The sequence below is a fragment of the Pantoea sp. Cy-640 genome, from assembly GCF_011752635.1.
Taxonomy (GTDB): domain Bacteria; phylum Pseudomonadota; class Gammaproteobacteria; order Enterobacterales; family Enterobacteriaceae; genus Pantoea; species Pantoea dispersa.
Genome location: NZ_VWXB01000001.1, coordinates 910,999 through 932,108, shown reverse-complemented (window position 1 = coordinate 932,108; position 21,110 = coordinate 910,999). Strand labels below are relative to the sequence as shown.

The window sequence follows — 21,110 nt, the reverse complement described above, 5'->3', positions numbered from 1 at the left end:
GCTTTTTTCGCTGCGCAGCGGCTGAATTTTGCGCCAGCGCGCGCTTTTAATCCGCTGGCAGGCTATTTCCGCTATGACCCCTCTGGTATGATGAGTGCCATTACGACAAAGAAAGCAACGAGAAATAAATGCTATGGTGATTAAGGCACAGAGCCCTGCAGGATTCGCTGAAGAGTACATAATTGAAAGCATCTGGAACAGCCGTTTTCCGCCGGGCTCGATTCTTCCTGCCGAACGTGAGCTTTCTGAACTGATCGGCGTGACCCGCACCACTCTGCGTGAAGTGCTGCAGCGGCTGGCTCGTGATGGCTGGCTGACCATTCAGCATGGTAAACCCACCCGCGTCAATGATTTCTGGGAAACGTCTGGTCTTAATATCCTCGAAACGCTCGCCCGTCTTGACCACGACAGTGTGCCGCAGTTAATTGATAACCTGCTGTCAGTGCGCACCAATATCGCGTCGATCTTTATCAGTCGCGCGCTGCGCCATCATCCGGATAAGGCGCGTGAAGTGCTGGAGAGTGCGCTGAGCGAGGAAGATCAGGCTGAAGCCTATACCGAGCTGGATTACCGCGTGTTTCGTGGCCTGGCCTTTGCTTCCGGCAACCCAATTTACGGCCTGATTCTCAACGGTCTGAAAGGGCTGTACACCCGCGTTGGCCGCCATTACTTCTCAAATCCGGAAGCGCGTGAACTGGCGCGTAACTTTTATCGTCAGCTGGCGGATCTGTGTGGCAAACAACCTACGCAGGATCAGATCGTCGACAGCGTGCGGAACTACGGCCGCCGCAGCGGTGAAATCTGGCACAGTATGCAGAAAAGCATGCCGGATGATTTGAGCAGTAAGCGCTAAGTTTGCCCTGCCAGGTATGGTTTTAGCCGGGCACAATTTTGACTGACCTGACGCGTCGGCTGATGCAAGGGCAATCCGCAGCGCTGAGGCTTTTACGTTGCGCCAGGAGATTCCCGTGGGAAGCGGGAATCAGGCCGGGCCGGTCAGGATGACCGATACCGGCCGGTCCGTAAGGCGTAACGTAAACGCCGCAGGTACCGCGTAGCGGCGCGAGGACCTGGCCCGGCAGCAGCCGATGCGGCAGGTCCAGCGCAACCCTGCGCGTTTTATCTTCCTCTCAAAGCGCTGGTCCGCGCGCCGGGCAGCGATCCAGCAGCTCCACGCTGCCATCTTCGTTCTGCTGTTCCAGATTGACATCAAAACCCCACAGCCGATGCACATGCTTCAGCACATCGCGACGGCTCTTATCGAGCGGGGCGCGCTGCTGCGGCACATAGCGTAGCGTCAGAGAACGGTCACCGCGCAGGTCAACGTTGTACACCTGAATATTCGGCTCCAGATTGCTCAGATTGTACTGCGCTGAGAGCTGCTGACGAATCGCACGATATCCCGCCTCATCATGAATGGCGGCAATCTCAAGATAGTTATTGCGATCGTCGTCCATCACTGTAAACAGACGGAAATCCCGCATCACTTTCGGCGACAGAAACTGGCTGATAAAACTCTCGTCTTTAAACTCGCGCATGGCGAAATGCAGCGTCTTCAGCCAGTCGGAGCCAGCGATGTCCGGGAACCAGTAGCGATCTTCCTCAGTTGGCGACTGACAGATGCGCTTGATGTCCTGGAACATGGCAAAGCCCAGCGCATACGGGTTGATACCGTTATACCACTGGCTGTTATACGGCGGCTGATACACCACGTTGGTATGGCTGTGCAGGAATTCCATCATGAAGCGTTCCGACACTTTGCCCTCATCGTACAGGTGATTCAGGATGGTGTAGTGCCAGAAGGTCGCCCAGCCTTCATTCATCACCTGGGTCTGTTTCTGCGGGTAAAAATACTGGCTGACTTTACGCACAATGCGCAGCACTTCACGCTGCCACGACTCCAGCAGTGGCGCGTTCTTTTCCATAAAGTACAGCAGGTTTTCCTGCGGCTCAGAGGGATAGCGCGCCGCCTCGACCTGAGTAAACTCTTTTTCTTTGCGTGGCAGGGTACGCCATAGCGTATTGACCTGACTCTGCAGATACTCTTCCCGGCTTTTCTGCCGCGCTTTCTCTTCCTGCAGCGAAATCTTTTGCGGGCGTTTATAGCGATCGACGCCATAGTTCATCAGCGCATGACAGGAGTCCAGCAGCCGCTCGACCTCTTCCACGCCATAACGCTCTTCGCAATCAGAGATGTAGTTACGCGCGAACAGCAGGTAATCGACAATTGAGCTGGCATCGGTCCAGCTGCGAAACAGGTAGTTATTTTTGAAGAAAGAGTTGTGACCGTAGCAGGCATGCGCCATCACCAGCGCCTGCATGGTCATGGTGTTCTCTTCCATCAGATAAGCGATACAGGGATTCGAGTTAATGACGATTTCATACGCCAGTCCCTGCTGGCCATGTTTATAGCGCTGCTCGGTTTCGATGAACTTCTTGCCGAACGACCAGTGGGCATAATTGATGGGCATTCCCACGCTGGAGTAGGCATCCATCATCTGCTCGGAGGTGATCACTTCGATTTGGTGCGGGTAGGTATCGAGCCCATAGCTTTTGGCTACGCGGTCGATCTCCGCCAGGTAGACATCAAGCAGTTCAAAGGTCCAGTCGGGACCGTCACTGAGTCGTTTGCTGTTGCGGGTTGGCTCGTCAAACATTGTCGTCATAGCGCACCTCTGTTTTGCAAGCGGCAGGCAACAGAGTGTCACCTGTCACGATCGTTTAAGGCTTCATCCTGAGAAAGACAGCCCAAAAAAACTGAGCGAACACTTCAATGATAGTCCACTGTCGCTTATCCGATGCGGGAACTCAATCGAATTCTTTTGGTACAAAATCATCATAATAGGCGTGCTTTGGTAGCTAATAAGGTTATGTGTTATCTGGTTGATAAATTGCAGCATTAAATCCTGTTTATAAGCGCGCGATATGACTGCGGCGCTTTCTCCTGAAAAAAGTGAGATGCTCTGCCTTTCGCATAATAATTCGCTGGTTAACGCTTTTAAGGCACAAAAAACTCTGATTTTGGCGCGAGCGCATGATTTCAGTGTGCAGTTAAGTGAAAAACATGTGAAATGAAAGGGTCGAATGTAATATCAGTTCAGCCATCGGGTTATGCTAAACCCGATGGTGATACCAGTTAATTATGCTTTTCGCGATGAGGGGCTTATGCGTGTAGTCATTCTGGGTAGTGGTGTCGTAGGGGTAGCCAGTGCGTGGTATCTGGCGCAGGCGGGGCATGACGTCACCGTAATCGATCGCCAGCCCGGCGCGGCGCTGGAAACCAGTGCCGGCAATGCCGGGCAGATTTCGCCCGGCTATGCGGCACCCTGGGCGGCGCCCGGTGTACCGCTCAAGGCGGTAAAGTGGATGTTTCAGAAACACGCACCGCTGGCGGTGCGACTTGACGGCAGCAGGTTCCAGCTGGAGTGGATGTGGAATATGCTGCGCAACTGCGACATGCGTCACTACCAGGAAAACAAAGGCCGTATGGTGCGCATCGCCGAATACAGCCGAGACTGCCTGAAGGCACTGCGCAGTAGCACCGGCATCGCCTATGAAGGGCGCCAGGGCGGCACTTTGCAGCTATTCCGTACGCAGCAACAGTTTGACAGCGCCAGCAAAGACATCGCGGTACTGCGTGAAGCGGGTGTGCCTTATGAGCTGCTGGAAGCGCATCAGCTGCACAGTGTGGAGCCGGCGCTGGCGGGTACCGCGCACAAGCTGACCGGCGGCCTGCGCCTGCCGAATGACGAAACCGGTGACTGCCAGCTGTTTACCCAGCGTCTGGCGGCGATGGCCGCCGCAGCCGGCGTCACTTTCCGATATGACACGTCGGTGGATCAGCTGTTGCGCGAAGGCAATCGCATCTATGGTGTGAAGTGCGGCGATGAGGTCATCAAAGCCGATGCTTACGTCGTGGCGTTTGGCTCCTACTCCACGGCGCTGCTGAAAGACATCGTGTCGATTCCGGTCTATCCGCTGAAAGGCTATTCCCTGACTATTCCGATCAAAGATCCGCAGGGCGCGCCGGTCTCCACCATTCTGGATGAGACCTATAAAGTGGCGGTGACACGCTTCGATGACCGCATTCGCGTCGGTGGCATGGCCGAAATCGTTGGTTTTAACACCAAACTGTTGCCGGCACGACGTGAAACGCTGGAGATGGTGGTCCGCGATCTCTATCCTGAAGGCGGGTATGTTGAACAGGCTACGTTCTGGACCGGACTGCGCCCGATGACGCCGGATGGCACGCCAATTGTTGGGCGCACGCCGCTGACCAATCTCTGGCTGAACACCGGCCACGGTACGCTGGGCTGGACGATGGCCTGTGGTTCCGGCCAGTTGCTGGCCGATCTGATTTCGGGACGTAAACCGGCCATCGCCGCCGACGACTTGTCGGTGCTGCGTTATCTGCCGGGCTTTGCGGCCCCGGCATCGCCGCTGCGTAATGCCAGCGCGACGCGCTGATACTTCAGGGAGAGTAAAAACATGTCACGTCCTACGGGTGCCACCATTAATCAACAGGCGCTGCGCCACAATCTGGCGATTGTGCGTCAGGCGGCACCGCACGCGCGCGTCTGGTCGGTGGTGAAGGCCAATGCCTACGGCCACGGCCTTGCCCGCGTATGGCAGAGTCTGGCGGAGACCGACGGTTTCGCGCTGCTGAATATGGAAGAGGCGATCCTGCTGCGCGAGCAGGGCTGGAAAAAGCCGATTCTGCTGCTGGAAGGCTTCTTTCACGCCGATGACCTGACGCTGATCGATCGCTATCGCCTGACCACCAGCGTACACAGTAACTGGCAGATTCAGGCGCTGGCGAAGGCGCAGCTGTCGGCGCCAGTCGATGTTTATCTGAAGATTAACAGCGGCATGAACCGTCTCGGTTTTCGTCCGGAACAGGCACAGGCGGCCTGGCACAAGCTGCGTGCGTTGCCCAACGTGGGGGAAATGACGCTGATGGCGCACTTTGCCGATGCGGAAAACCCGCAGGGGCTGGTGGAACCCATGCAGCGCGTCGAACAGGCGGCGGAAGGGCTGAACTGTCCGCGTTCGCTTGCTAACTCAGCGACCACGCTGTGGCATCCGCAGGCGCATTTTGACTGGGTGCGGCCCGGGATTATTCTCTACGGCGCGTCACCGAGCGGCGACTGGCAGGATATCGCCAGTACCGGTCTGCAGCCGGTAATGACGCTCAGCAGTGAAATTATTGGCATACAGCAGATCGGTGCCGGCGAGGGCGTTGGCTACGGTTACCGCTACCACGCGGCCGCGCCACAGCGTATTGGTATTGTGGCCTGTGGCTATGCTGACGGCTATCCGCGCCATGCGCCGACCGGTACGCCGGTCAGCGTTGACGGTATCCGCACGCAAACGCTCGGGGCAATCTCGATGGATATGATGATGATTGACCTCGAACCCTGCCCGCAGGCGGGTATCGGTTCGCGCGTGGAGCTGTGGGGCAACGAGGTGAAAATTGATGAGGTAGCGAAAGCCGCCGGAACGGTAGGCTACGAGCTGATGTGTGCACTCGCGCCGCGCGTCCCGGTCACGCTTAGTTAAGCGCCGTCACTGTACCATGCATGTTCTTACTGCAGCGCCAGGCGATCAGCGCCAGCGCTGCACCCACCAGCATCATCAGCGCTAACGCTGATTTCTCTGCCACCGGCAGCGCCACCATCGCCAGGCTGCCGCCCGCACCACCCGCCATCTGAATAAATCCCTGCAGCGCTGCCGCCACACCCGCCTGCTGCTGATAGGGCTCCAGCGCATAACTGGTGGCCGGACCGACGGTGAAGGCCAGGCCGGCCACCGAGATCGCCACCGGAATCATGTACAGCGACCAGTGGGTTTGCCAGTCCGCAGGTAACAGCGTCATCCCCGCCACCAGCAGCAGCGCACCAAGCAGCATGGTGACAAACCCCATGGCGAGACAAAACGGGCGGCCCGCCTTACGAATGGTTTTATTAACAAAGGCGCTGACCAGCATGATCCAGAAACCGTTGGCGCCAAAGGCAAACGAGAACTGCAGCGGCGTCAGGCCACCTTCGGTCATCAACACGTGCGGCGCCAGCGAAACGTAGGTCAGCACCATGCCGAGCGCGCCCGCGTTGGCAAAGGCGAAAGCGAGAAAGCGCGGCTGCCGGGCGATGGCAGCATACTGCGCCAGTGGCAGCCCGTTAACACGCAGCGTGTCCGCCGGACGCGTTTCCGGCAGTGCGACCACTACAATAATGCCAATTACCAGCGCATAACCGCACAGGAACCAGAAGGGCGCACGCCAGCCATAGGCTTCCGCCAGAATACCGCCGAGCAGCGGTGCCAGCGCCGGCACGATGTTCAGCGCGCCATTGAGGAAACCATAAGCCCGCGCCGCGGCATCGCCGCTCAGCCGATCGCGCACGCCGCTGAATGCCACCACTGCGCTACAGCATACCGCGCAGCCCTGAATCAGGCGCGCCAGGAAGAACACCGGCCAGACGGTGGCGGTTGCGGCCACTGCGCTGCCGATGATGTAGAGCGCGAGGCCGATCAGCGCGATCGGCTTACGGCCAAAATTATCCACCAGCGGACCAGTAACCAGCTGACCGATACCCATCACCAGCAAAAACAGCGGAATGGTGGTCTGGATCAGACTGACCGGGCTGTTAAGACCGTCGGCAATCTGCGGCAGCGTGGGGAGGTAGAGATCAATGCCCAGCGGTGCCAGCAGCACCAGGCTCAAAAGGAGTAGGGTAAACTTTTGCATTACGAACCAGTAACGTCCTGTTAAACAGGCGAGAAGGGTAATGAGTCTGCGACCAAAAAGAAAGGGCTAAAACGAAAAGGCGATGTCTGCCGGCACGGCGCAGACATCGCGTCGAGGGTATCAGTAAGCACCGTCGCGGCGCAGCACCACGCCAGCGGTTTTGAACAGAATGGCGATGTCGGTCCACAACGCCCAGTTCTTCACGTACCAGGAGTCAAAATAGACGCGTGTGTCGTAGTCAATATCGTTACGCCCGCTGACCTGCCACAGACCGGTCATGCCCGGTTTGGCCATCAGATAGTAGTCAACATCGCCCGCGTAGCGTTCCAGTTCGGCTTCAATCACCGGACGCGGTCCCACCAGACTCATTTCGCCGCGAATCACGTTCCACAGCTGGGGCAGTTCATCCAGGCTGGTTTTGCGCAGGAAGCCACCGATTTTGGTGATGCGCGGATCGTTCTTCAGTTTAAAATCACGATCCCACTCAGCGCGCGCTTCGGCACTGGTGGCCAGCAGATTCTGCAGCACTTCCTGCGAGTTGGTCACCATTGAACGGAACTTCAGGCACTTAAACTTCACGCCATCCTGCCCGACGCGTTCGTGGCCGTAAATGGCATTCCCGCCATCGCGTTTTACCATCCAGCACAGCAGACCGAATACCGGGGCAAGAAACAGCAGCAGCAGCGAGGCAACCACTACGTCGAAGGTGCGCTTGAGGAAACGCGATGAGCGTTTCGCCAGGTTGTTACTGACGCGCAGGATCATCACTTCATGGCTGAAGATAAACGACATATCGGTGCCATACAGCGGCACACCGCGCAGCGTAGGGATAACCGAAATTGAGCGGCATTTCATCTTGGACAGAAACTTCAGCCATTTATCGCGCACCACCTGCTGTTCAAATTCGGTGGCGACGATAAATTGCGTGTTGTCACGGTCCATGGTTTGCCAGTTGATGTCTTTCCAGGTAATAACCGGCACGCCGTTAACACTTTCCTGGTGAGGCTCATCATCCAGCGAGATAAACGCCTGCACGTTGTAGCCCAGAATCTCCTCGCTCTGCAGCGCTGCGTAGGCTTCCATGGCGTTTTTACCGGAGCCGATGATAATGGTCTCTTTTTGCCACTGGCCCGCGCGGTTGATGGCACGCTTCACGCCGGCGCGCATTAGCGGCAGCAGCAGCAGGGCATAGGTCCAGCTAAATACCCACACCATGCGCGAGAAGTCCCATTTGGAAAAGGCAATTAGCGCCAGATCCAGCAACGAAAACACAAACAGCGTTTTGACGATTTCTTTCAGCTCGAACCAGAACGGTTTGCGGTAGGTGTAGTGGCGCATACGCACCCAAAACCAGGCTGTGCACAGCACTGACAGGCCTAACTGTGCGACAAAGCGGTATTCAATTTGCTGCGGCGGAATAAAACTGTCCAGTTCTCCCCAAATACCCTGGACGGTGGCCGCGGATAAAAATAATGCCAGGTTCAGTGCAATTAAATCCGAAAAGCTGAGTGCCACTTTCGCGATGAGATTTTTACGCAGTCCGCTCCACGAGCGGGTTGCATCGTTCATTACCAATGTACTTGCCATAAAACCTGCTCTCTTTTCTTAAGTAAAAGATGGCCTGACCAGAATCAAGTACGCGCTCAGGAGTCGTCCGCTGAAAGCAGAAATAAAATAATATTCAGCGAGATATGAGTCAGTGCTGCCATAAGCGCTGCATGGAAAGGGCCGTTTGAGACGTGATTTACGTCACGAAAAGCTGCAGCAACGTTTAAGAGTATGCAGGAGTTATTTGACAGAGTTAATATGGAAAGAGTCTGAAAAAACAATATTTGATTAAAGTATAAACTGCCTAATCTCTTGAAAAATATTATTAAATTAAAAGGTGCCGTGAAATAACAGACTATTTTAAGACTACTTTTCGGAATGACCGCCAGTCAAAGTGAATGGCGGTGAGGAAAATGTCAGGCCGGTTTTTTCAATATCCAGCGGTCTTGCTGCTTGTCATAGTGGCCGATCTGCAGATCGACCGGTTCGCCATCAATCCACGCCGGTACGCTGGTTTCATGATCCCAGCCGTCGAGCTGATAACTCAGGCCGGGGTTGGTATGGCAGGGGATGCCGACGGTATCCAGCTTCTCCACATCCATTACTGCATCGACGATCTCGTAACGACCAATCTTCACCACGTGTCCCATCATCTTCTCCCGTTTGCTGGGTGGAATAGTGATCATAGACGCTGACACGCAGTTTACGAGCGATACGGCCTCAGATTATTCCTTCTCTTCCCGCACGCGCACCCCGATTTTGACGATTTGGTTATCCTCTTTTTCCGCCACCGTCCACGTCAGCTGGTTCCACTCGACCTGATCTCCCACCACTGGCGTGCTGCCGAGCAGACCCATAATCAACTGGCCGAGCGACTGCTGATCGTTGGTCTCTTCATCGAGCTCGAGGCCATAGATCTGCGCGACATCGCGCAGGCGCGCCTCGGCATCAAGGATAAAGTCACCAAAGAAGCGCTGATCCAGCGCCACCGGCGGCGTCTGGCTGAACATTTTGCCCAGCGCCGGCAAATCGCGCTCACGGCCAATAACGCACAGCACGTCACCCTCTTTCAGACGCGTATTGCCGTTGGGGTGCATCAGCGCATTATCGCGGAACAGGGCGGCAATGCGCGTTTCGCGCGGCATTTGCAAATCGCGCAGCGCCGCACCGACGCACCATTTGTCGGCGCTGAGCTGATAAACGAACTGCTCCCACGGATTTTCCGGATGGATATCCAGCCCGACGCGGCTGATGGGCGATGCGGTCGGCGGTACCACCACCTTAGCCCGTTTAGCGGCATAGCCCAGCGACGTGCCCTGCAGCATCAGAGATACCAGTACCACGAAGAAGGCGATGTTGAAGTAGAGTTTGGAATTCTCCAGCCCGGCCATCATCGGGAACACCGCGAGGATGATCGGCACCGCACCGCGCAGGCCTACCCAGCTGATAAAGATGCGTTCACGCCCGGTAAAGCCTTTAAACGGCAGCAGCCCGACCAGAATCGACAGCGGACGCGCCACCAGAATCAGCCACAGCGAGAGAATCATCGCCGGCAGCGCGATATGCCACAGGTCAGAAGGCGTCACCAGCAGGCCGAGCACGATAAACATACCAATCTGGCTCAGCCAGGCCATGCCGTCGAAAGTTTGCAGAATGCCGTGTCGGTTACGAATCGGGCTGTTGCCCAGCAGGAAACCACACAGATAGACCGCCAGAATGCCGCTGCCTTCCATCACTGTGGTCAGGGCAAACACAATGATGCCGCCGCTCAGCGCCAGCAGCGGATAGAGCCCTTGCGCCAGGCTGATGCGGTTGATCAGTTGCTGCAGCGCCCAGCCGCCGCCCAGTCCGAGCACAATGCCCAGGCCGAACTGCTGCACCAGATGCACCACAAACATCCAGCTCAGGCCGCTCTGCCCCTGCTGGATCATGTCGATCAGCGTAATGGTAAGAAACACCGCCATTGGATCGTTGCTGCCTGATTCAATCTCCAGCGTGGAACTGACGCGCTCGTTAAGCCCTTTGTCGCCCAGCAGTGAAAACACCGCTGCGGCGTCGGTCGAGCCGATAATGGCGCCAATCAGGAAGCCCTGCATCAGATCGAGCTTAAACAGCCAGGCGGCAGCCAGACCGGTGAGGCCGGCGGTAATCATCACGCCAACGGTGGCCAGCGACAGCGCCGGACCAAGCGCCACCTTGAACGAGCTGGCCTTGGTGCGCATGCCGCCGTCGAGCAGAATGATGGCCAGCGCCAGGTTGGACACCAGATAGGCCACCGGGTAGTTATCAAAGGCAATACCGCCGATGCCGTCCACGCCGGTCAGCATCCCCAGCGCCAGGAAGATCACCAGAATCGGGATACCGAGACGCGACGAGAAGGAGCTCAGCAGAATACTTGCTGCGACCAGCACGGAACCAATAATGAACAAACTGTAAATCATGCTGGCATTCAACGGCGTTCTCCTGCGGCGGGGCATAAAAAAGCAAATTGCGGGCAATTCACACAGACAAGGTGAAAAGATAATGCCTTATCAATAGCTTGTCAGCGGTTAATTGCACATTTTTTCATTCTGTGGCGCGCTATCCCATAGAAGGTTAAATCCGCACAGAAAAACAGCAGGGTTTTCAGAGGGGTTAAGCCGGGCGGGGTAAAGAAAAAGCCGGTCGGTGACCGGCTGGTAAACTCAGGCTTCAGCGACCTGTTTATGGAAAAGCTCACGAAATACCGGGTAGATGTCTTCCGGCTCGCGGATGTGCTGAATGGCAAAGTTATCAAACATTGCCTGCAGATGCTCATACTCACGCCACAGGGTTTGGTGCGCCCGTCGGGTAATCTCAATGTAGCTGTAGTAGCGCACCACCGGCAGAATATGCTTCGCCAGAATTTCATGACACAACGGTGAGTCATCCGCCCAGTTATCGCCGTCCGAGGCCTGCGCCGCATAGATATTCCACTGCGACGGGTCATAACGCTCTTTTACCACTTCATCCATCAGCTTAAGCGCGCTGGAGACGATAGTGCCGCCGGTCTCCTGTGAGTAGAAGAACTCCTGTTCATCGACTTCTTTCGCCTGAGTATGGTGACGGATATACACCACATCGACGTTTTTGTAAGTCCGGCTGAGGAACAGATAAAGCAGAATATAAAAGCGTTTCGCCATATCCTTGGTCGCCTGGTCCATTGAACCGGAAACGTCCATCAGACAGAACATCACCGCCTGACTGGACGGTTCAGGCCGCTTCTCGAAATTCTTGTAACGCAGGTCAAAGGTGTCGATAAACGGCACGCGTTCAATGCGCGCCCGCAGTTCCGCAATCTCCTTGCGCAGCCGCTCCTCTTCCAGCAGTTGCGCCGGCTCGCTGTTCTCAACTTCGCTCAGTGTGGTTTCCAGTTCGTGCAGCATGCGACGCTTGCCTGCGGTCATGGCGGTTCGTCGCGCCAGCGAGTTTTGCAGCGAGCGCACCACGCTGATATTGGCCGGCACGCCATTCGAGGTGAAGCCCGCGCGGTGAGTTTTGTACTCATTGAGCTGGCGATGCTGATTTTTGCGCAGGTTAGGCAGCGCTAAATCTTCAAACAGCAGATCGAGGTACTCATCCTTCGAAATCTGAAACACGAACTCGTCCTGACCTTCTCCGTCCTGGCTGGCATTGCCCTGACCGCTGCCGCCACCACCGCCCCCCTGCGGCCGCTCAATGCGGTCGTTTTGCACAAAGTGATCGTTCCCCGGATGCACGCGATGGCGACTGCCGCCGCGCCCCTGATGGAAAATCGGCTCGTTGATGTCGTCGATAGGAATCGACACCGATTCGCCACTCTCCACGTCGGTGACCGAACGCTTGTTGATGGCCTCGGAGATCGACTGTTTGATTTGCGACTTATAACGGCGCAAAAAGCGCTGCCGGTTGACCGCACTTTTATTCTTGCCGTTAAGACGCCGATCGATGAAATAGGCCATAAATTCCCCCAAACTACGCTGTAAGCCAGGCCGGAACGGGTCCGGCCTCCTCAGGCGGCATGTGGATGCCGCGTAGCTTACCGCTGTCGATTATGACGATTTGCGCACGCGCAGATACCATTCACACAGCAGACGCACCTGCTTGCGGGTATAACCTTTTTCCATCATGCGATCGACAAAATCGTCGTGTTTTTTCTGTTCGTCCGTGGATGTTTTGGTGTTGAACGAAATCACCGGCAGCAACTCCTCGGTGTTGGAGAACATTTTCTTCTCGATCACCGTGCGCAGTTTTTCGTAGCTGGTCCAGTTTGGATTGCGTCCGTTATTCTGCGCCCGTGCGCGCAGCACAAAGTTGACAATCTCGTTACGGAAATCTTTCGGGTTACTGATCCCGGCAGGTTTCTCGATCTTTTCCAGCTCGGCATTGAGTGATTCACGATCGAACAGCTGGCCGGTATCCGGATCGCGGTACTCCTGATCCTGAATCCAGAAATCTGCGTAAGTGACGTAGCGGTCAAAAATATTCTGACCATACTCCGAATAGGATTCGAGGTAAGCGGTCTGAATCTCTTTGCCAATGAACTCCGCATATTTTGGAATCAGATAGCCTTTCAGGTGTTCCAGATACTTCTCCGCCTGATCCTGCGGGAACTGCTCGCGCTCAATCTGCTGTTCCAGCACGTAAAACAGGTGCACCGGGTTAGCCGCTACTTCGGCATGGTCGAAGTTAAACACGCGTGACAGAATCTTAAACGCGAAGCGGGTCGACAGGCCGTTCATGCCTTCATCCACCCCGGCGTAATCGTGATACTCCTGCCACGATTTCGCTTTTGGATCGGTGTCTTTCAGGCTTTCACCGTCATAGACGCGCATCTTCGAGTAGATGCTGGAGTTTTCCGGCTCTTTCAGGCGCGACAGAATCGAGAAACGTGCCAGCGTTTCCAGCGTGCCGGGCGCGCAGGGCGCGGTGGTCAGCTCACTGTGGTTGAGCAGTTTTTCATAAATCTTGATCTCCTCGGACACGCGCAGGCAGTAAGGCACTTTCACGATGTACACACGGTCAAGGAAAGCTTCGTTGTTCTTGTTGTTACGGAATGTCACCCACTCTGATTCGTTGGAGTGCGCCAGAATGATGCCGTTAAACGGCAGGGCGGAAATCCCTTCGGTCCCGTTATAGTTACCTTCCTGAGTGGCGGTCAGCAGCGGGTGCAGCACTTTAATCGGTGCTTTGAACATCTCCACGAATTCCATGATGCCCTGGTTGGCGCGGCACAGCGCACCCGAATAGCCATAGGCGTCCGGATCGTTCTGCGCGTGGTTTTCCAGCTTACGGATATCCACTTTACCCACCAGCGCTGAAATATCCTGGTTGTTCTCATCACCCGGTTCGGTTTTGGCGATAGCCAGCTGTTCCAGAATCGACGGCCACACTTTCACCACTTTGAAGCGGGTGATGTCGCCGCCAAAGTCATGCAACCGTTTTGCCGCCCACGGCGACATAATGGTGCCAAGGTAACGCCGCGGTACGCCGTACTCTTTTTCCAGAATATTGGCGTCTTCCTGCGGATTAAACAGGCACAGTGGATGGTCATTGACCGGGCTGCGTTCACCGTCGGCACTCAGCACATAGATCGGCACGCGCTGCATCAGCGCTTTAAGCCGTTCGGCCAGCGAGGATTTACCGCCGCCCACCGGGCCGAGCAGGTACAGAATCTGTTTCTTCTCCTCCAGCCCCTGCGCGGCGTGTTTCAGGTAGGAGACGATCTGCTCAATCGCTTCCTCCATACCGTAAAACTCTTCAAAGGCAGGGTAGCGTCCGATGACGCGGTTAGAGAAGATGCGGGAAAGGCGAGGCTCCTGGGCAGTATCGACCATCACAGGCTCACCGATGGCCATCAATAGTCGTTCTGCCGCGTTGGCGTATGCACTGCGATCCTGCTTACAAATGGTGAGGAATTCCTGCAGTGTGAACTCTTCGTCCTTGGCAGCTTCATAACGCTGACGATAGTGATCGAATATATTCATAGCGATGCCCGTCCTTTCGTTTTTAGCACAGGTAAAGGAGCGTAATAAGATGCTCTTGCAGCTCCCGGAAGATATTCTTTATTGAGTACAGCAACCCTTATGCCAACCTGACGATTTTTTATCGGGATTCACAATTCTTATGGTTACTCTGCTCGTACAAAAAATTCTCGTCTTACTTTTACTGTAGAAGGCAATCAGAAAAATTGCTCCGTCTTTTCTCCTTATTTAGCGATATATCAATAACAAAGTCTCATAAGCGCTAAGGCCGTCACGCCCTTGCGTCAACAGGTGCGCTGCGTCTCAGACGCTTCTGACAGGATAAAAAGGAAATCAACATTAAAAGTTAAACCAGTGGCAAAATTTGGTTAGACTCTGCGTGTGATTGTTATATTAATGGAATGAATAAATTGTGAACCATTTCAAACTTAAAGCGCTTGCTCTGATGTGTCCTTGCTATTTTGCGGCGTTCAGCACTTACGCTGAACCCGTGTCACTTGGGGCTTCGGTTATTTATGCCCAGTCGCCGTACCGCGGCGGCCAGGACCGTTATCTGCCGATCCCGGTCATCAATTATGAGGGGGAAAACTTTTGGTTCCGCAGCCTACAGGGCGGATATTACCTGTGGAAAGACCCGCAGAATCAGCTGTCGTTAACGCTGCTGGGCTCGCCGCAGCAGTATGACCCAAAAGATAACGATCTGGGCGACATGAAAGGGCTGGACAAGCGTCGTATGACGCTGATGGCCGGCGCGACTTATCGTCACGTTGCTGACTGGGGGATTGTGCGTACCGCGCTGCTGGGCGATGTGCTGAATAACAGCAACGGCATGATTTGGGACCTGACCTACCTGTACCGCTTTGATTTCGGCGCGTTCAGCCTGACACCGGGCATTGGCGCAATGTGGAACAGTGCCAACCAAAACCGCTATTACTACGGCGTTTCCGGTCACGAAAGCGTGCGTACCGGCATCGATCGCTATCACCCGGACGACAGCTGGTCGCCTTACGTCGAGATGAACGCCAGCTATCAGATCAGCGAGAGCTGGAACGCCAGCCTGTCAGGCCGTTACACCCGCTTCGCCAGTGAAATCAAAGACAGTCCGATGGTGGATAAAGACGGTCAGTTTACGCTGTGGACCGGCGTCAGCTATAGCTTCTGATGACCGCACGAACGCCTCATAATGAGGCGTTTTTGTTACCTTGCACCATTATTGCGCCCCGTGATGGCGCAACGGGAGGTGAGATGAAGACAATTCAGTTTAACGACGATACGCCGTTACCGGCTATCGGCCAGGGCACCTGGTATATGGGCGAAAATCCGGCACAGCGGGCGCAGGAAATCGCTGCGCTGCAGGCTGGACTGGACGCCGGACTGAAACTGATCGATACCGCTGAGATGTATGCCGAAGGCGGCGCGGAAGAGGTGGTCGGCGCAGCGCTGCGCGGCCGGCGCGATCAAGCCTGGCTGGTATCAAAAGTTTACCCGTGGAACGCCGGTGAGGTCGATGCGATTGACGCCTGTGAGCGCAGTCTGCGCCGTCTGCAGACGGACTATCTCGATCTTTATCTGTTGCACTGGCGCGGTAATGTTCCGCTGGAAGAGACCGTGCGCGCCATGCAAACGCTGCAGCAGCAGGGCAAAATCCGCCACTGGGGCGTCTCCAATTTTGATAGCGACGATCTGCAGGAACTGTGGAGTGAAGCCGGTGGTATGGGCTGCGCGACTAATCAGGTGCTGTACCATCTGGCTTCGCGCGGTATTGAATTCGATTTACTGCCGCTCTGTCAGCAGCACCATACGCCCGTCATGGCTTACTGTCCGCTGGCACAGGCCGGACGGCTGCGTCAGGCGCTGTTTGACGATGCGACTCTGCAGCAGATTGCACAACAGAAGGGCATCAGCATCGCTCAATTGCTGCTGAGCTGGGTGATTCGCCAGCCGGGCGTAATGGCCATCCCCAAGGCGGGCAGCGTGGCGCACGTGCAGGAGAATGCGGCGGCCCTGAATATCACCCTGACCAGCGATGAGCTGGCGCTGCTGGATAGCGCTTTTCCGCCGCCGCAGCACAAACTGGCGCTGGATGTGGTGTAAACGGCGCGAGTGCGCCGTTCAGCATTACTTATTGCGGATTCTCAGCGTGACGCCGAGGCGGGCAGGGGTTTCTCCGGCACTTTTCATCGGCTTGTTAATCCGCGCCGTCTCCACGCACACCATCGTTTTATAACCATCATTAGGCATATCGGCCATGCTGCAGGACAGTGCCGGGCCAGGATTCCAGGTGACAACGTCACTTTGATAATGATGGTAGACTTCAATCTGGCGCTTACCGGCGCGATCGTGAATCACGCTGCAGTCTTCCGCTGCGGTATGAATGCGATCAACCCGATCGGGATAGGTTTGTTTACCGTCCGCTGCGCTACTAATGGCATTGTCCTGCACCTTGTCGATATAGCTGTTGCCAAGCCCGCTGACTTCAACCTGCGCAATGTCCGCCACCTGAAAATAGCTGTGTAGCGCGGCAGTGGCTTCATAATCGCCCCAGGCTTCCAGCTCAATCTCACAGTGTTCAGCAATGCGGAAGCGCGCCAGCAGCGTGAAGTCGTGCGGCCACAGTTTTTTCGTTTGTGCATTACTTTCCAGCGTGAACGTCAGCATGACCGCATCTTCGTTCTCATCATGCGCCGTCAGCGTCCATGGCTGATTACGGGCAAAGCCATGCGCAGGCTCACCTGCCGGACCAAACCACGGCCAGCAGACCGGCACGCCGCCGCGAATGGCTTTTCCGCTGACGAACGGCGTCTTGTCGCTGAGCCAGATGGCGGGCTGCTGACCGGCCGGCTGCCATGCCAGCAGGTGCGCACCCTGCAGGGCAATGGCGGCGCGCACTTTCGGATGGCTGATCACCAGAATCGGCAATTCACCCATCTGACGCTGCGACAGGTAAGGGGTGATCTGCGTCACCACGGGCAAGTTAAAGAGCGAATTGTGCATTGTCAGACCTTCTCTCATCCAATCGAAAAAAAAGGGGCGACCGAAGTCACCCCTTGTCTGTTTAGCCGGTTAGCTTACTTAGCAGCAACCAGTGCAATCAGATCCAGAACCTTGTTGGAGTAACCGGTTTCGTTATCGTACCAGGAAACCAGTTTCACAAAGTTGTCGTTCAGAGCGATACCGGCTTTCGCGTCAAACACGGAAGTCAGGGTTTCGCCGTTGAAGTCGGTAGAAACCACGTCGTCTTCGATGTAGCCCAGCACGTCTTTCATGTCACCTTCAGCAGCAGCTTTGATGGCTGCACAGATGTCTTTGTAAGACGCTGGTTTTTCCAGACGAACAGTCAGGTCAACCACAGACACGTTTGGCGTCGGTACGCGGAACGCCATACCGGTCAGTTTACCGTTCAGCTCTGGCAGAACTTTGCCTACTGCTTTTGCTGCGCCAGTTGAAGATGGGATGATGTTCTGTGCTGCACCGCGGCCGCCGCGCCAGTCTTTGTGAGACGGGCCATCAACGGTTTTCTGGGTGGCGGTGGTGGCGTGAACAGTGGTCATCAGACCTTCAACGATACCGAACTTGTCGTTGATCACTTTAGCCAGTGGCGCCAGGCAGTTGGTGGTGCAGGAAGCGTTAGACACGATGTCCTGGCCGGCATATTTGTCGAAGTTGGCACCACGAACGAACATCGGGGTGTCATCTTTAGACGGGCCAGTCAGAACCACTTTCTTCGCGCCGGCAGTGATGTGTTTACGTGCGGTTTCGTCGGTCAGGAAGATACCGGTTGCTTCAGCAACAACGTCAACGCCCACTTCGTCCCATTTCAGGTTAGCCGGGTCTTTCTCAGCGGTAACACGGATTTTTTTGCCGTTAACGATCAGCGCGCCATCTTTCACTTCTACGGTGCCGTCGAAACGACCGTGTGTAGAGTCATACTTCAGCATGTAAGCCATGTAATCGGCGTCGAGCAGGTCGTTGATCGCGACGATTTCGATGTCAGAACGCTGCTGAGCAGCACGGAAAACGATGCGACCAATACGGCCAAAACCGTTGATACCTACTTTGATAGTCATATATTCCACCAGCTATTTGTTAGTGAATAAAAGGTTGGCTGTAAAATTACAAAAACCTTACCAGGCGTCAAGCGGAATCGTGTCAATTGTTGCGACAGGTCAATTCCAGCGCCAGGAATAATTGGGTGCGCAAACGCTTGCGCAGCGCCCTTATTGCGCACCTATCTTACGCCGAATGCAGACTAAAAAGGGATGACTGTTGCAAAGAGTGATCGTCATCACAAAATTGCGCAGTGCTGGTCGGGACAAAAGCATCCGCACGAAAAAAGACCCGGAAGATGTTGTTCGTTTGTTAGAATACTAGACGATTTTTACAGAATGACACTCCGGAACTCAAAATGGCTAAAGACACCGCACCCGAGGCAAAAATTGCCCAGCTGTCGGAAATGCAGCGCTACGTCACTCAGCATCGTGGAACCGAACCGCCTTTCACCGGCGCGCTGTTGCACAACAAGCAGGAGGGTATCTATCACTGCCTGGTCTGCAACGCACCGCTGTTTCTCTCCGAAACCAAGTATGACTCCGGCTGCGGCTGGCCGAGCTTTTACCAGCCGTATAACGATGAAGCTATCCGCTATCTGGAAGATGACTCGCACGGTATGCACCGCGTCGAAATCCGCTGCGGTAACTGCGACGCCCATCTGGGCCACGTCTTCCCGGATGGCCCGCAGCCAACCGGTGAGCGCTATTGTGTCAACTCAGCGTCGCTGAACTTTACCGACGAGCAGGGCAATCAGCACGAGGGCTGAGCATGAAGCAGGAACTGGAAGCAATGCTGGCGGCGATGACGCCGGAAGTTTACGAGCGCCTCGCCAGCGCGGTGGAAACCGGCAAGTGGCCAGACGGCGTGGCGCTGACGCAGGATCAGAAAGATAACTGCCTGCAGCTGGTGATGCTGTGGCAGGCGCGGCACAACGACGAACCGCAGCACATGACCATCGGTAAAGGCGGCGAGATGGTGATGAAGTCGAAAAAACAGCTGAAGGAAGAGTGGGGAATCGCGTCCGACGTGACGCGCATCAACCTGCATTAATTGGCTGCAGGGCTGGAGAGTTCCAGCCCTGATTTTCAGATAATGACCGCACCCTGCGCCTGCATCTGCGCGATCGCGATCTCGCTGTCGTCCGGATTGAGATTGACGCCCCGGCAGCCTTCCTGCACCACCTCAACGTGATATCCCAGTTCCAGCGCATCCAGCACGCTGTACTTGACGCAATAATCGGTCGCCAGGCCCAGCATCACCAGGTGAGTAATGCCGCGCTCGCGCAGCCAGCTGTCGAGCTCGGTTTTGCGGCGGTGCCCGTTATCGAAAAAGGCGCTGTAGCTATCCACATCCACATCGCCGCCTTTATGGAACACTGCATCAATCAGACTGCGATCGAGATCCGGATGGAAATCCGCGCCGTGTGAGTGCTGCACGCCGTGATCCGGCCACCAGATCTGCGCCAGGCCATTCAGTTCACCGAGGGTATACACCGGCTCGCCAGAGACCGAGGCAAAGCTGCCGTGATTGGCCGGATGCCAGTCCTGCAACGCCACCACGCATTCACCGCGCGCGCGGAATTCGCGTGCATAGCGGTTAGCAACGGCAACCGTCTGGTCACCTTCACGCACGGCCATCGGGCCGCCGGGGCAAAAATCGTTCTGAATATCGATGATTATCAATGCCCGCTTCATGGGATTTTGCTCCGTATCAGTCTTCGGTCAGTTCGCCACGTAAATTCTGCTGCATTTTGGCACGAATTTCAGCGCTGGTGAGGTTCTGGCTTAACAAAAAGTGCAGTTTAGTCAGGGTGGCCTCGACGGTCAGATCAAAACCACTGATCACGCCGGCGTGTTCCAGTGCGTTGCCGGTGGCGTAACCGCCCATATTGACCTTGCCGGACATGCACTGCGTCAGATTCACCACCACAATGCCGCGCTCGCTGGCCTGCTGCAGTTCGGCAAGGAACTCGGCGTTTTGTGGCGCGTTGCCCACACCGTAAGATCGCAGAATCAGCGCTTTGACCGGCTGACGCAGGAAATTGCGCACCACGTCGGCAGAGATGCCCGGATAGATGGTCACCACGCCAATCGGCTGAGGAGTGATCGGATGGACGATCAGCTCACCGCTGCCGCGCGGTGCTGGCGGCGTATTGAGACGGCGAATATGGATGCCCGCTTCCAGCAGCGGCGACAGGTTCGGTGACGCAAACGCATTAAAGCCGTCGGCGTGGGCTTTGGTGGTGCGGTTACCGCGAAACAGCGTGTTATTGAAAAACAGCGCCACTTCATTAATCGGATAGTTGGCCGCGACGTACAGCGAGTTCAGCAAATTTTGCTGACCGTCTGAGCGCAGCTCGGCCAGCGGGATTTGCGACCCGGTGACGATCACCGGCTTGGCCAGATTCTCCAGCATGAACGACAGCGCCGACGCGGTGAACGCCATGGTGTCGGTGCCATGCAGAATGACGAAACCGTCATAGCGATCGTAGTTCAGCTGGATGTCGTCAGCGATTGACTGCCAGTCCTGCGGCGTCATATCCGAGGAGTCAATCAGCGGATGGTATTCGTGGATGGTGAAATCCGGCATTTCCGGACGGTGAAACTCTGGCATCATCGCCAGCTGCTGCTGCAGATGGCCAGAGACCGGAATGTAACCCTGCGCGGAGCGTTGCATACCGATGGTCCCGCCCGTGTAGGCTACATAGATATTTTTCTTTTGCATGAATGGACTCAGACTTGCCGTAAAACGCGCAGTATAAGGGGATTAGCGGGGAAAAGCAGCCC

At 55.8% G+C, this 21,110-nt stretch carries 18 protein-coding genes; 7 read left to right on the top strand and 11 right to left on the bottom strand.

What is annotated here, in order from left to right:
- Positions 1 to 133 precede the first annotated feature (133 nt).
- On the top strand, positions 134 to 853 hold the full coding sequence (fadR, locus tag F3J36_RS04635) for a fatty acid metabolism transcriptional regulator FadR (protein ID WP_058757728.1): 720 nt from the start codon (positions 134 to 136) through the stop codon (positions 851 to 853).
- A gap of 277 nt (positions 854 to 1,130) precedes the next feature.
- On the opposite strand, the gene F3J36_RS04630 is transcribed toward fadR, so the two are convergent.
- Positions 1,131 to 2,666: a SpoVR family protein gene (locus tag F3J36_RS04630; protein WP_031280208.1), complete on the bottom strand. Its 1,536-nt coding sequence runs from the start codon at positions 2,664 to 2,666 to the stop codon at positions 1,131 to 1,133.
- A gap of 499 nt (positions 2,667 to 3,165) precedes the next feature.
- On the opposite strand from F3J36_RS04630, the gene F3J36_RS04625 reads away from it, so the two are divergent.
- Complete coding sequence (locus F3J36_RS04625; RefSeq protein WP_088517977.1) at positions 3,166 to 4,467, top strand: D-amino acid dehydrogenase; 1,302 nt, start codon at positions 3,166 to 3,168, stop codon at positions 4,465 to 4,467.
- 21 nt (positions 4,468 to 4,488) lie between these two features.
- On the top strand, positions 4,489 to 5,559 hold the full coding sequence (gene dadX / locus F3J36_RS04620) for a catabolic alanine racemase DadX (protein ID WP_166719022.1): 1,071 nt from the start codon (positions 4,489 to 4,491) through the stop codon (positions 5,557 to 5,559).
- On the opposite strand, the gene F3J36_RS04615 is transcribed toward dadX, so the two are convergent.
- From F3J36_RS04615 to yeaG, 6 genes are all read right to left on the bottom strand, one after another.
- Positions 5,552 to 6,745 (bottom strand): multidrug effflux MFS transporter, encoded by a 1,194-nt coding sequence (locus tag F3J36_RS04615; protein ID WP_166719021.1) that lies wholly within the window; start codon positions 6,743 to 6,745, stop codon positions 5,552 to 5,554. The two genes, dadX and F3J36_RS04615, sit on opposite strands and share 8 nt — an antisense overlap.
- 120 nt (positions 6,746 to 6,865) lie before the next feature.
- Complete coding sequence (wbaP, locus tag F3J36_RS04610) at positions 6,866 to 8,332, bottom strand: undecaprenyl-phosphate galactose phosphotransferase WbaP (protein WP_058757724.1); 1,467 nt, start codon at positions 8,330 to 8,332, stop codon at positions 6,866 to 6,868.
- 377 nt (positions 8,333 to 8,709) lie between these two features.
- Entirely contained in the window at positions 8,710 to 8,943 is a 234-nt protein-coding gene (locus F3J36_RS04605) for a DUF1480 family protein (RefSeq protein ID WP_166719131.1), read from the bottom strand.
- A gap of 75 nt (positions 8,944 to 9,018) precedes the next feature.
- Complete coding sequence (locus F3J36_RS04600) at positions 9,019 to 10,746, bottom strand: potassium/proton antiporter (protein WP_021510055.1); 1,728 nt, start codon at positions 10,744 to 10,746, stop codon at positions 9,019 to 9,021.
- Positions 10,747 to 10,977: 231 nt separating this feature from the next.
- A complete protein-coding gene (locus tag F3J36_RS04595; RefSeq protein ID WP_166719020.1) occupies positions 10,978 to 12,252 on the bottom strand; it encodes a YeaH/YhbH family protein in 1,275 nt (424 codons plus the stop codon).
- A gap of 90 nt (positions 12,253 to 12,342) precedes the next feature.
- Complete coding sequence (gene yeaG, locus F3J36_RS04590; RefSeq protein ID WP_021510057.1) at positions 12,343 to 14,277, bottom strand: protein kinase YeaG; 1,935 nt, start codon at positions 14,275 to 14,277, stop codon at positions 12,343 to 12,345.
- Positions 14,278 to 14,686: 409 nt separating this feature from the next.
- On the opposite strand from yeaG, the gene F3J36_RS04585 reads away from it, so the two are divergent.
- Together F3J36_RS04585 and F3J36_RS04580 are read left to right on the top strand one after the other, a co-directional pair.
- On the top strand, positions 14,687 to 15,436 hold the full coding sequence (locus F3J36_RS04585) for a MipA/OmpV family protein (protein ID WP_166719019.1): 750 nt from the start codon (positions 14,687 to 14,689) through the stop codon (positions 15,434 to 15,436).
- 83 nt (positions 15,437 to 15,519) lie between these two features.
- On the top strand, positions 15,520 to 16,368 hold the full coding sequence (locus F3J36_RS04580; RefSeq protein ID WP_166719018.1) for an aldo/keto reductase: 849 nt from the start codon (positions 15,520 to 15,522) through the stop codon (positions 16,366 to 16,368).
- Between the two features lie 24 nt (positions 16,369 to 16,392).
- Here the strand turns inward: F3J36_RS04580 and F3J36_RS04575 are convergent, their stop codons facing one another.
- Together F3J36_RS04575 and gapA are read right to left on the bottom strand one after the other, a co-directional pair.
- Positions 16,393 to 17,268 carry a D-hexose-6-phosphate mutarotase gene (locus F3J36_RS04575; protein WP_166719017.1) on the bottom strand — a complete coding sequence of 292 codons (876 nt, stop codon included), beginning with the start codon at positions 17,266 to 17,268 and terminating at the stop codon, positions 16,393 to 16,395.
- Positions 17,269 to 17,342: 74 nt separating this feature from the next.
- Positions 17,343 to 18,341 carry a glyceraldehyde-3-phosphate dehydrogenase gene (gapA, locus tag F3J36_RS04570; protein ID WP_021510061.1) on the bottom strand — a complete coding sequence of 333 codons (999 nt, stop codon included), beginning with the start codon at positions 18,339 to 18,341 and terminating at the stop codon, positions 17,343 to 17,345.
- A 338-nt stretch (positions 18,342 to 18,679) separates the two neighbouring features.
- Between gapA and msrB the strand changes: the two genes are divergently transcribed.
- Positions 18,680 to 19,090, top strand: a complete 411-nt coding sequence (gene msrB, locus F3J36_RS04565; RefSeq protein ID WP_021510062.1) for a peptide-methionine (R)-S-oxide reductase MsrB — start codon at positions 18,680 to 18,682, stop codon at positions 19,088 to 19,090.
- 2 nt (positions 19,091 to 19,092) lie between these two features.
- A complete protein-coding gene (locus tag F3J36_RS04560) occupies positions 19,093 to 19,374 on the top strand; it encodes a YeaC family protein (protein WP_166719016.1) in 282 nt (93 codons plus the stop codon).
- Between the two features lie 35 nt (positions 19,375 to 19,409).
- Here F3J36_RS04560 and pncA read toward each other — a convergent pair whose 3' ends face one another.
- On the bottom strand, positions 19,410 to 20,018 hold the full coding sequence (pncA, locus tag F3J36_RS04555; RefSeq protein WP_058757718.1) for a bifunctional nicotinamidase/pyrazinamidase: 609 nt from the start codon (positions 20,016 to 20,018) through the stop codon (positions 19,410 to 19,412).
- A 16-nt stretch (positions 20,019 to 20,034) separates the two neighbouring features.
- Positions 20,035 to 21,048 (bottom strand): asparaginase, encoded by a 1,014-nt coding sequence (gene ansA / locus F3J36_RS04550; protein ID WP_058757717.1) that lies wholly within the window; start codon positions 21,046 to 21,048, stop codon positions 20,035 to 20,037.
- Between the last annotated feature and the right edge of the window lie 62 nt (positions 21,049 to 21,110).

Bases quoted from the DNA above. Each gene is read 5' to 3' on its own strand.
- F3J36_RS04605 (WP_166719131.1), bottom strand. From the start codon at position 8,943: ATGGGACACGTGGTGAAGATTGGTCGTTACGAGATCGTCGATGCAGTA.
- F3J36_RS04625 (WP_088517977.1), top strand. From the start codon at position 3,166: ATGCGTGTAGTCATTCTGGGTAGTGGTGTCGTAGGGGTAGCCAGTGCG.
- F3J36_RS04630 (WP_031280208.1), bottom strand. From the start codon at position 2,666: ATGACGACAATGTTTGACGAGCCAACCCGCAACAGCAAACGACTCAGT.
- msrB (WP_021510062.1), top strand. From the start codon at position 18,680: ATGGCTAAAGACACCGCACCCGAGGCAAAAATTGCCCAGCTGTCGGAA.
- F3J36_RS04595 (WP_166719020.1), bottom strand. From the start codon at position 12,252: ATGGCCTATTTCATCGATCGGCGTCTTAACGGCAAGAATAAAAGTGCG.
- pncA (WP_058757718.1), bottom strand. From the start codon at position 20,018: ATGAAGCGGGCATTGATAATCATCGATATTCAGAACGATTTTTGCCCC.
- ansA (WP_058757717.1), bottom strand. From the start codon at position 21,048: ATGCAAAAGAAAAATATCTATGTAGCCTACACGGGCGGGACCATCGGT.
- F3J36_RS04615 (WP_166719021.1), bottom strand. From the start codon at position 6,745: ATGCAAAAGTTTACCCTACTCCTTTTGAGCCTGGTGCTGCTGGCACCG.
- fadR (WP_058757728.1), top strand. From the start codon at position 134: ATGGTGATTAAGGCACAGAGCCCTGCAGGATTCGCTGAAGAGTACATA.
- dadX (WP_166719022.1), top strand. From the start codon at position 4,489: ATGTCACGTCCTACGGGTGCCACCATTAATCAACAGGCGCTGCGCCAC.
- yeaG (WP_021510057.1), bottom strand. From the start codon at position 14,277: ATGAATATATTCGATCACTATCGTCAGCGTTATGAAGCTGCCAAGGAC.
- F3J36_RS04560 (WP_166719016.1), top strand. From the start codon at position 19,093: ATGAAGCAGGAACTGGAAGCAATGCTGGCGGCGATGACGCCGGAAGTT.
- wbaP (WP_058757724.1), bottom strand. From the start codon at position 8,332: ATGGCAAGTACATTGGTAATGAACGATGCAACCCGCTCGTGGAGCGGA.
- F3J36_RS04575 (WP_166719017.1), bottom strand. From the start codon at position 17,268: ATGCACAATTCGCTCTTTAACTTGCCCGTGGTGACGCAGATCACCCCT.
- gapA (WP_021510061.1), bottom strand. From the start codon at position 18,341: ATGACTATCAAAGTAGGTATCAACGGTTTTGGCCGTATTGGTCGCATC.
- F3J36_RS04580 (WP_166719018.1), top strand. From the start codon at position 15,520: ATGAAGACAATTCAGTTTAACGACGATACGCCGTTACCGGCTATCGGC.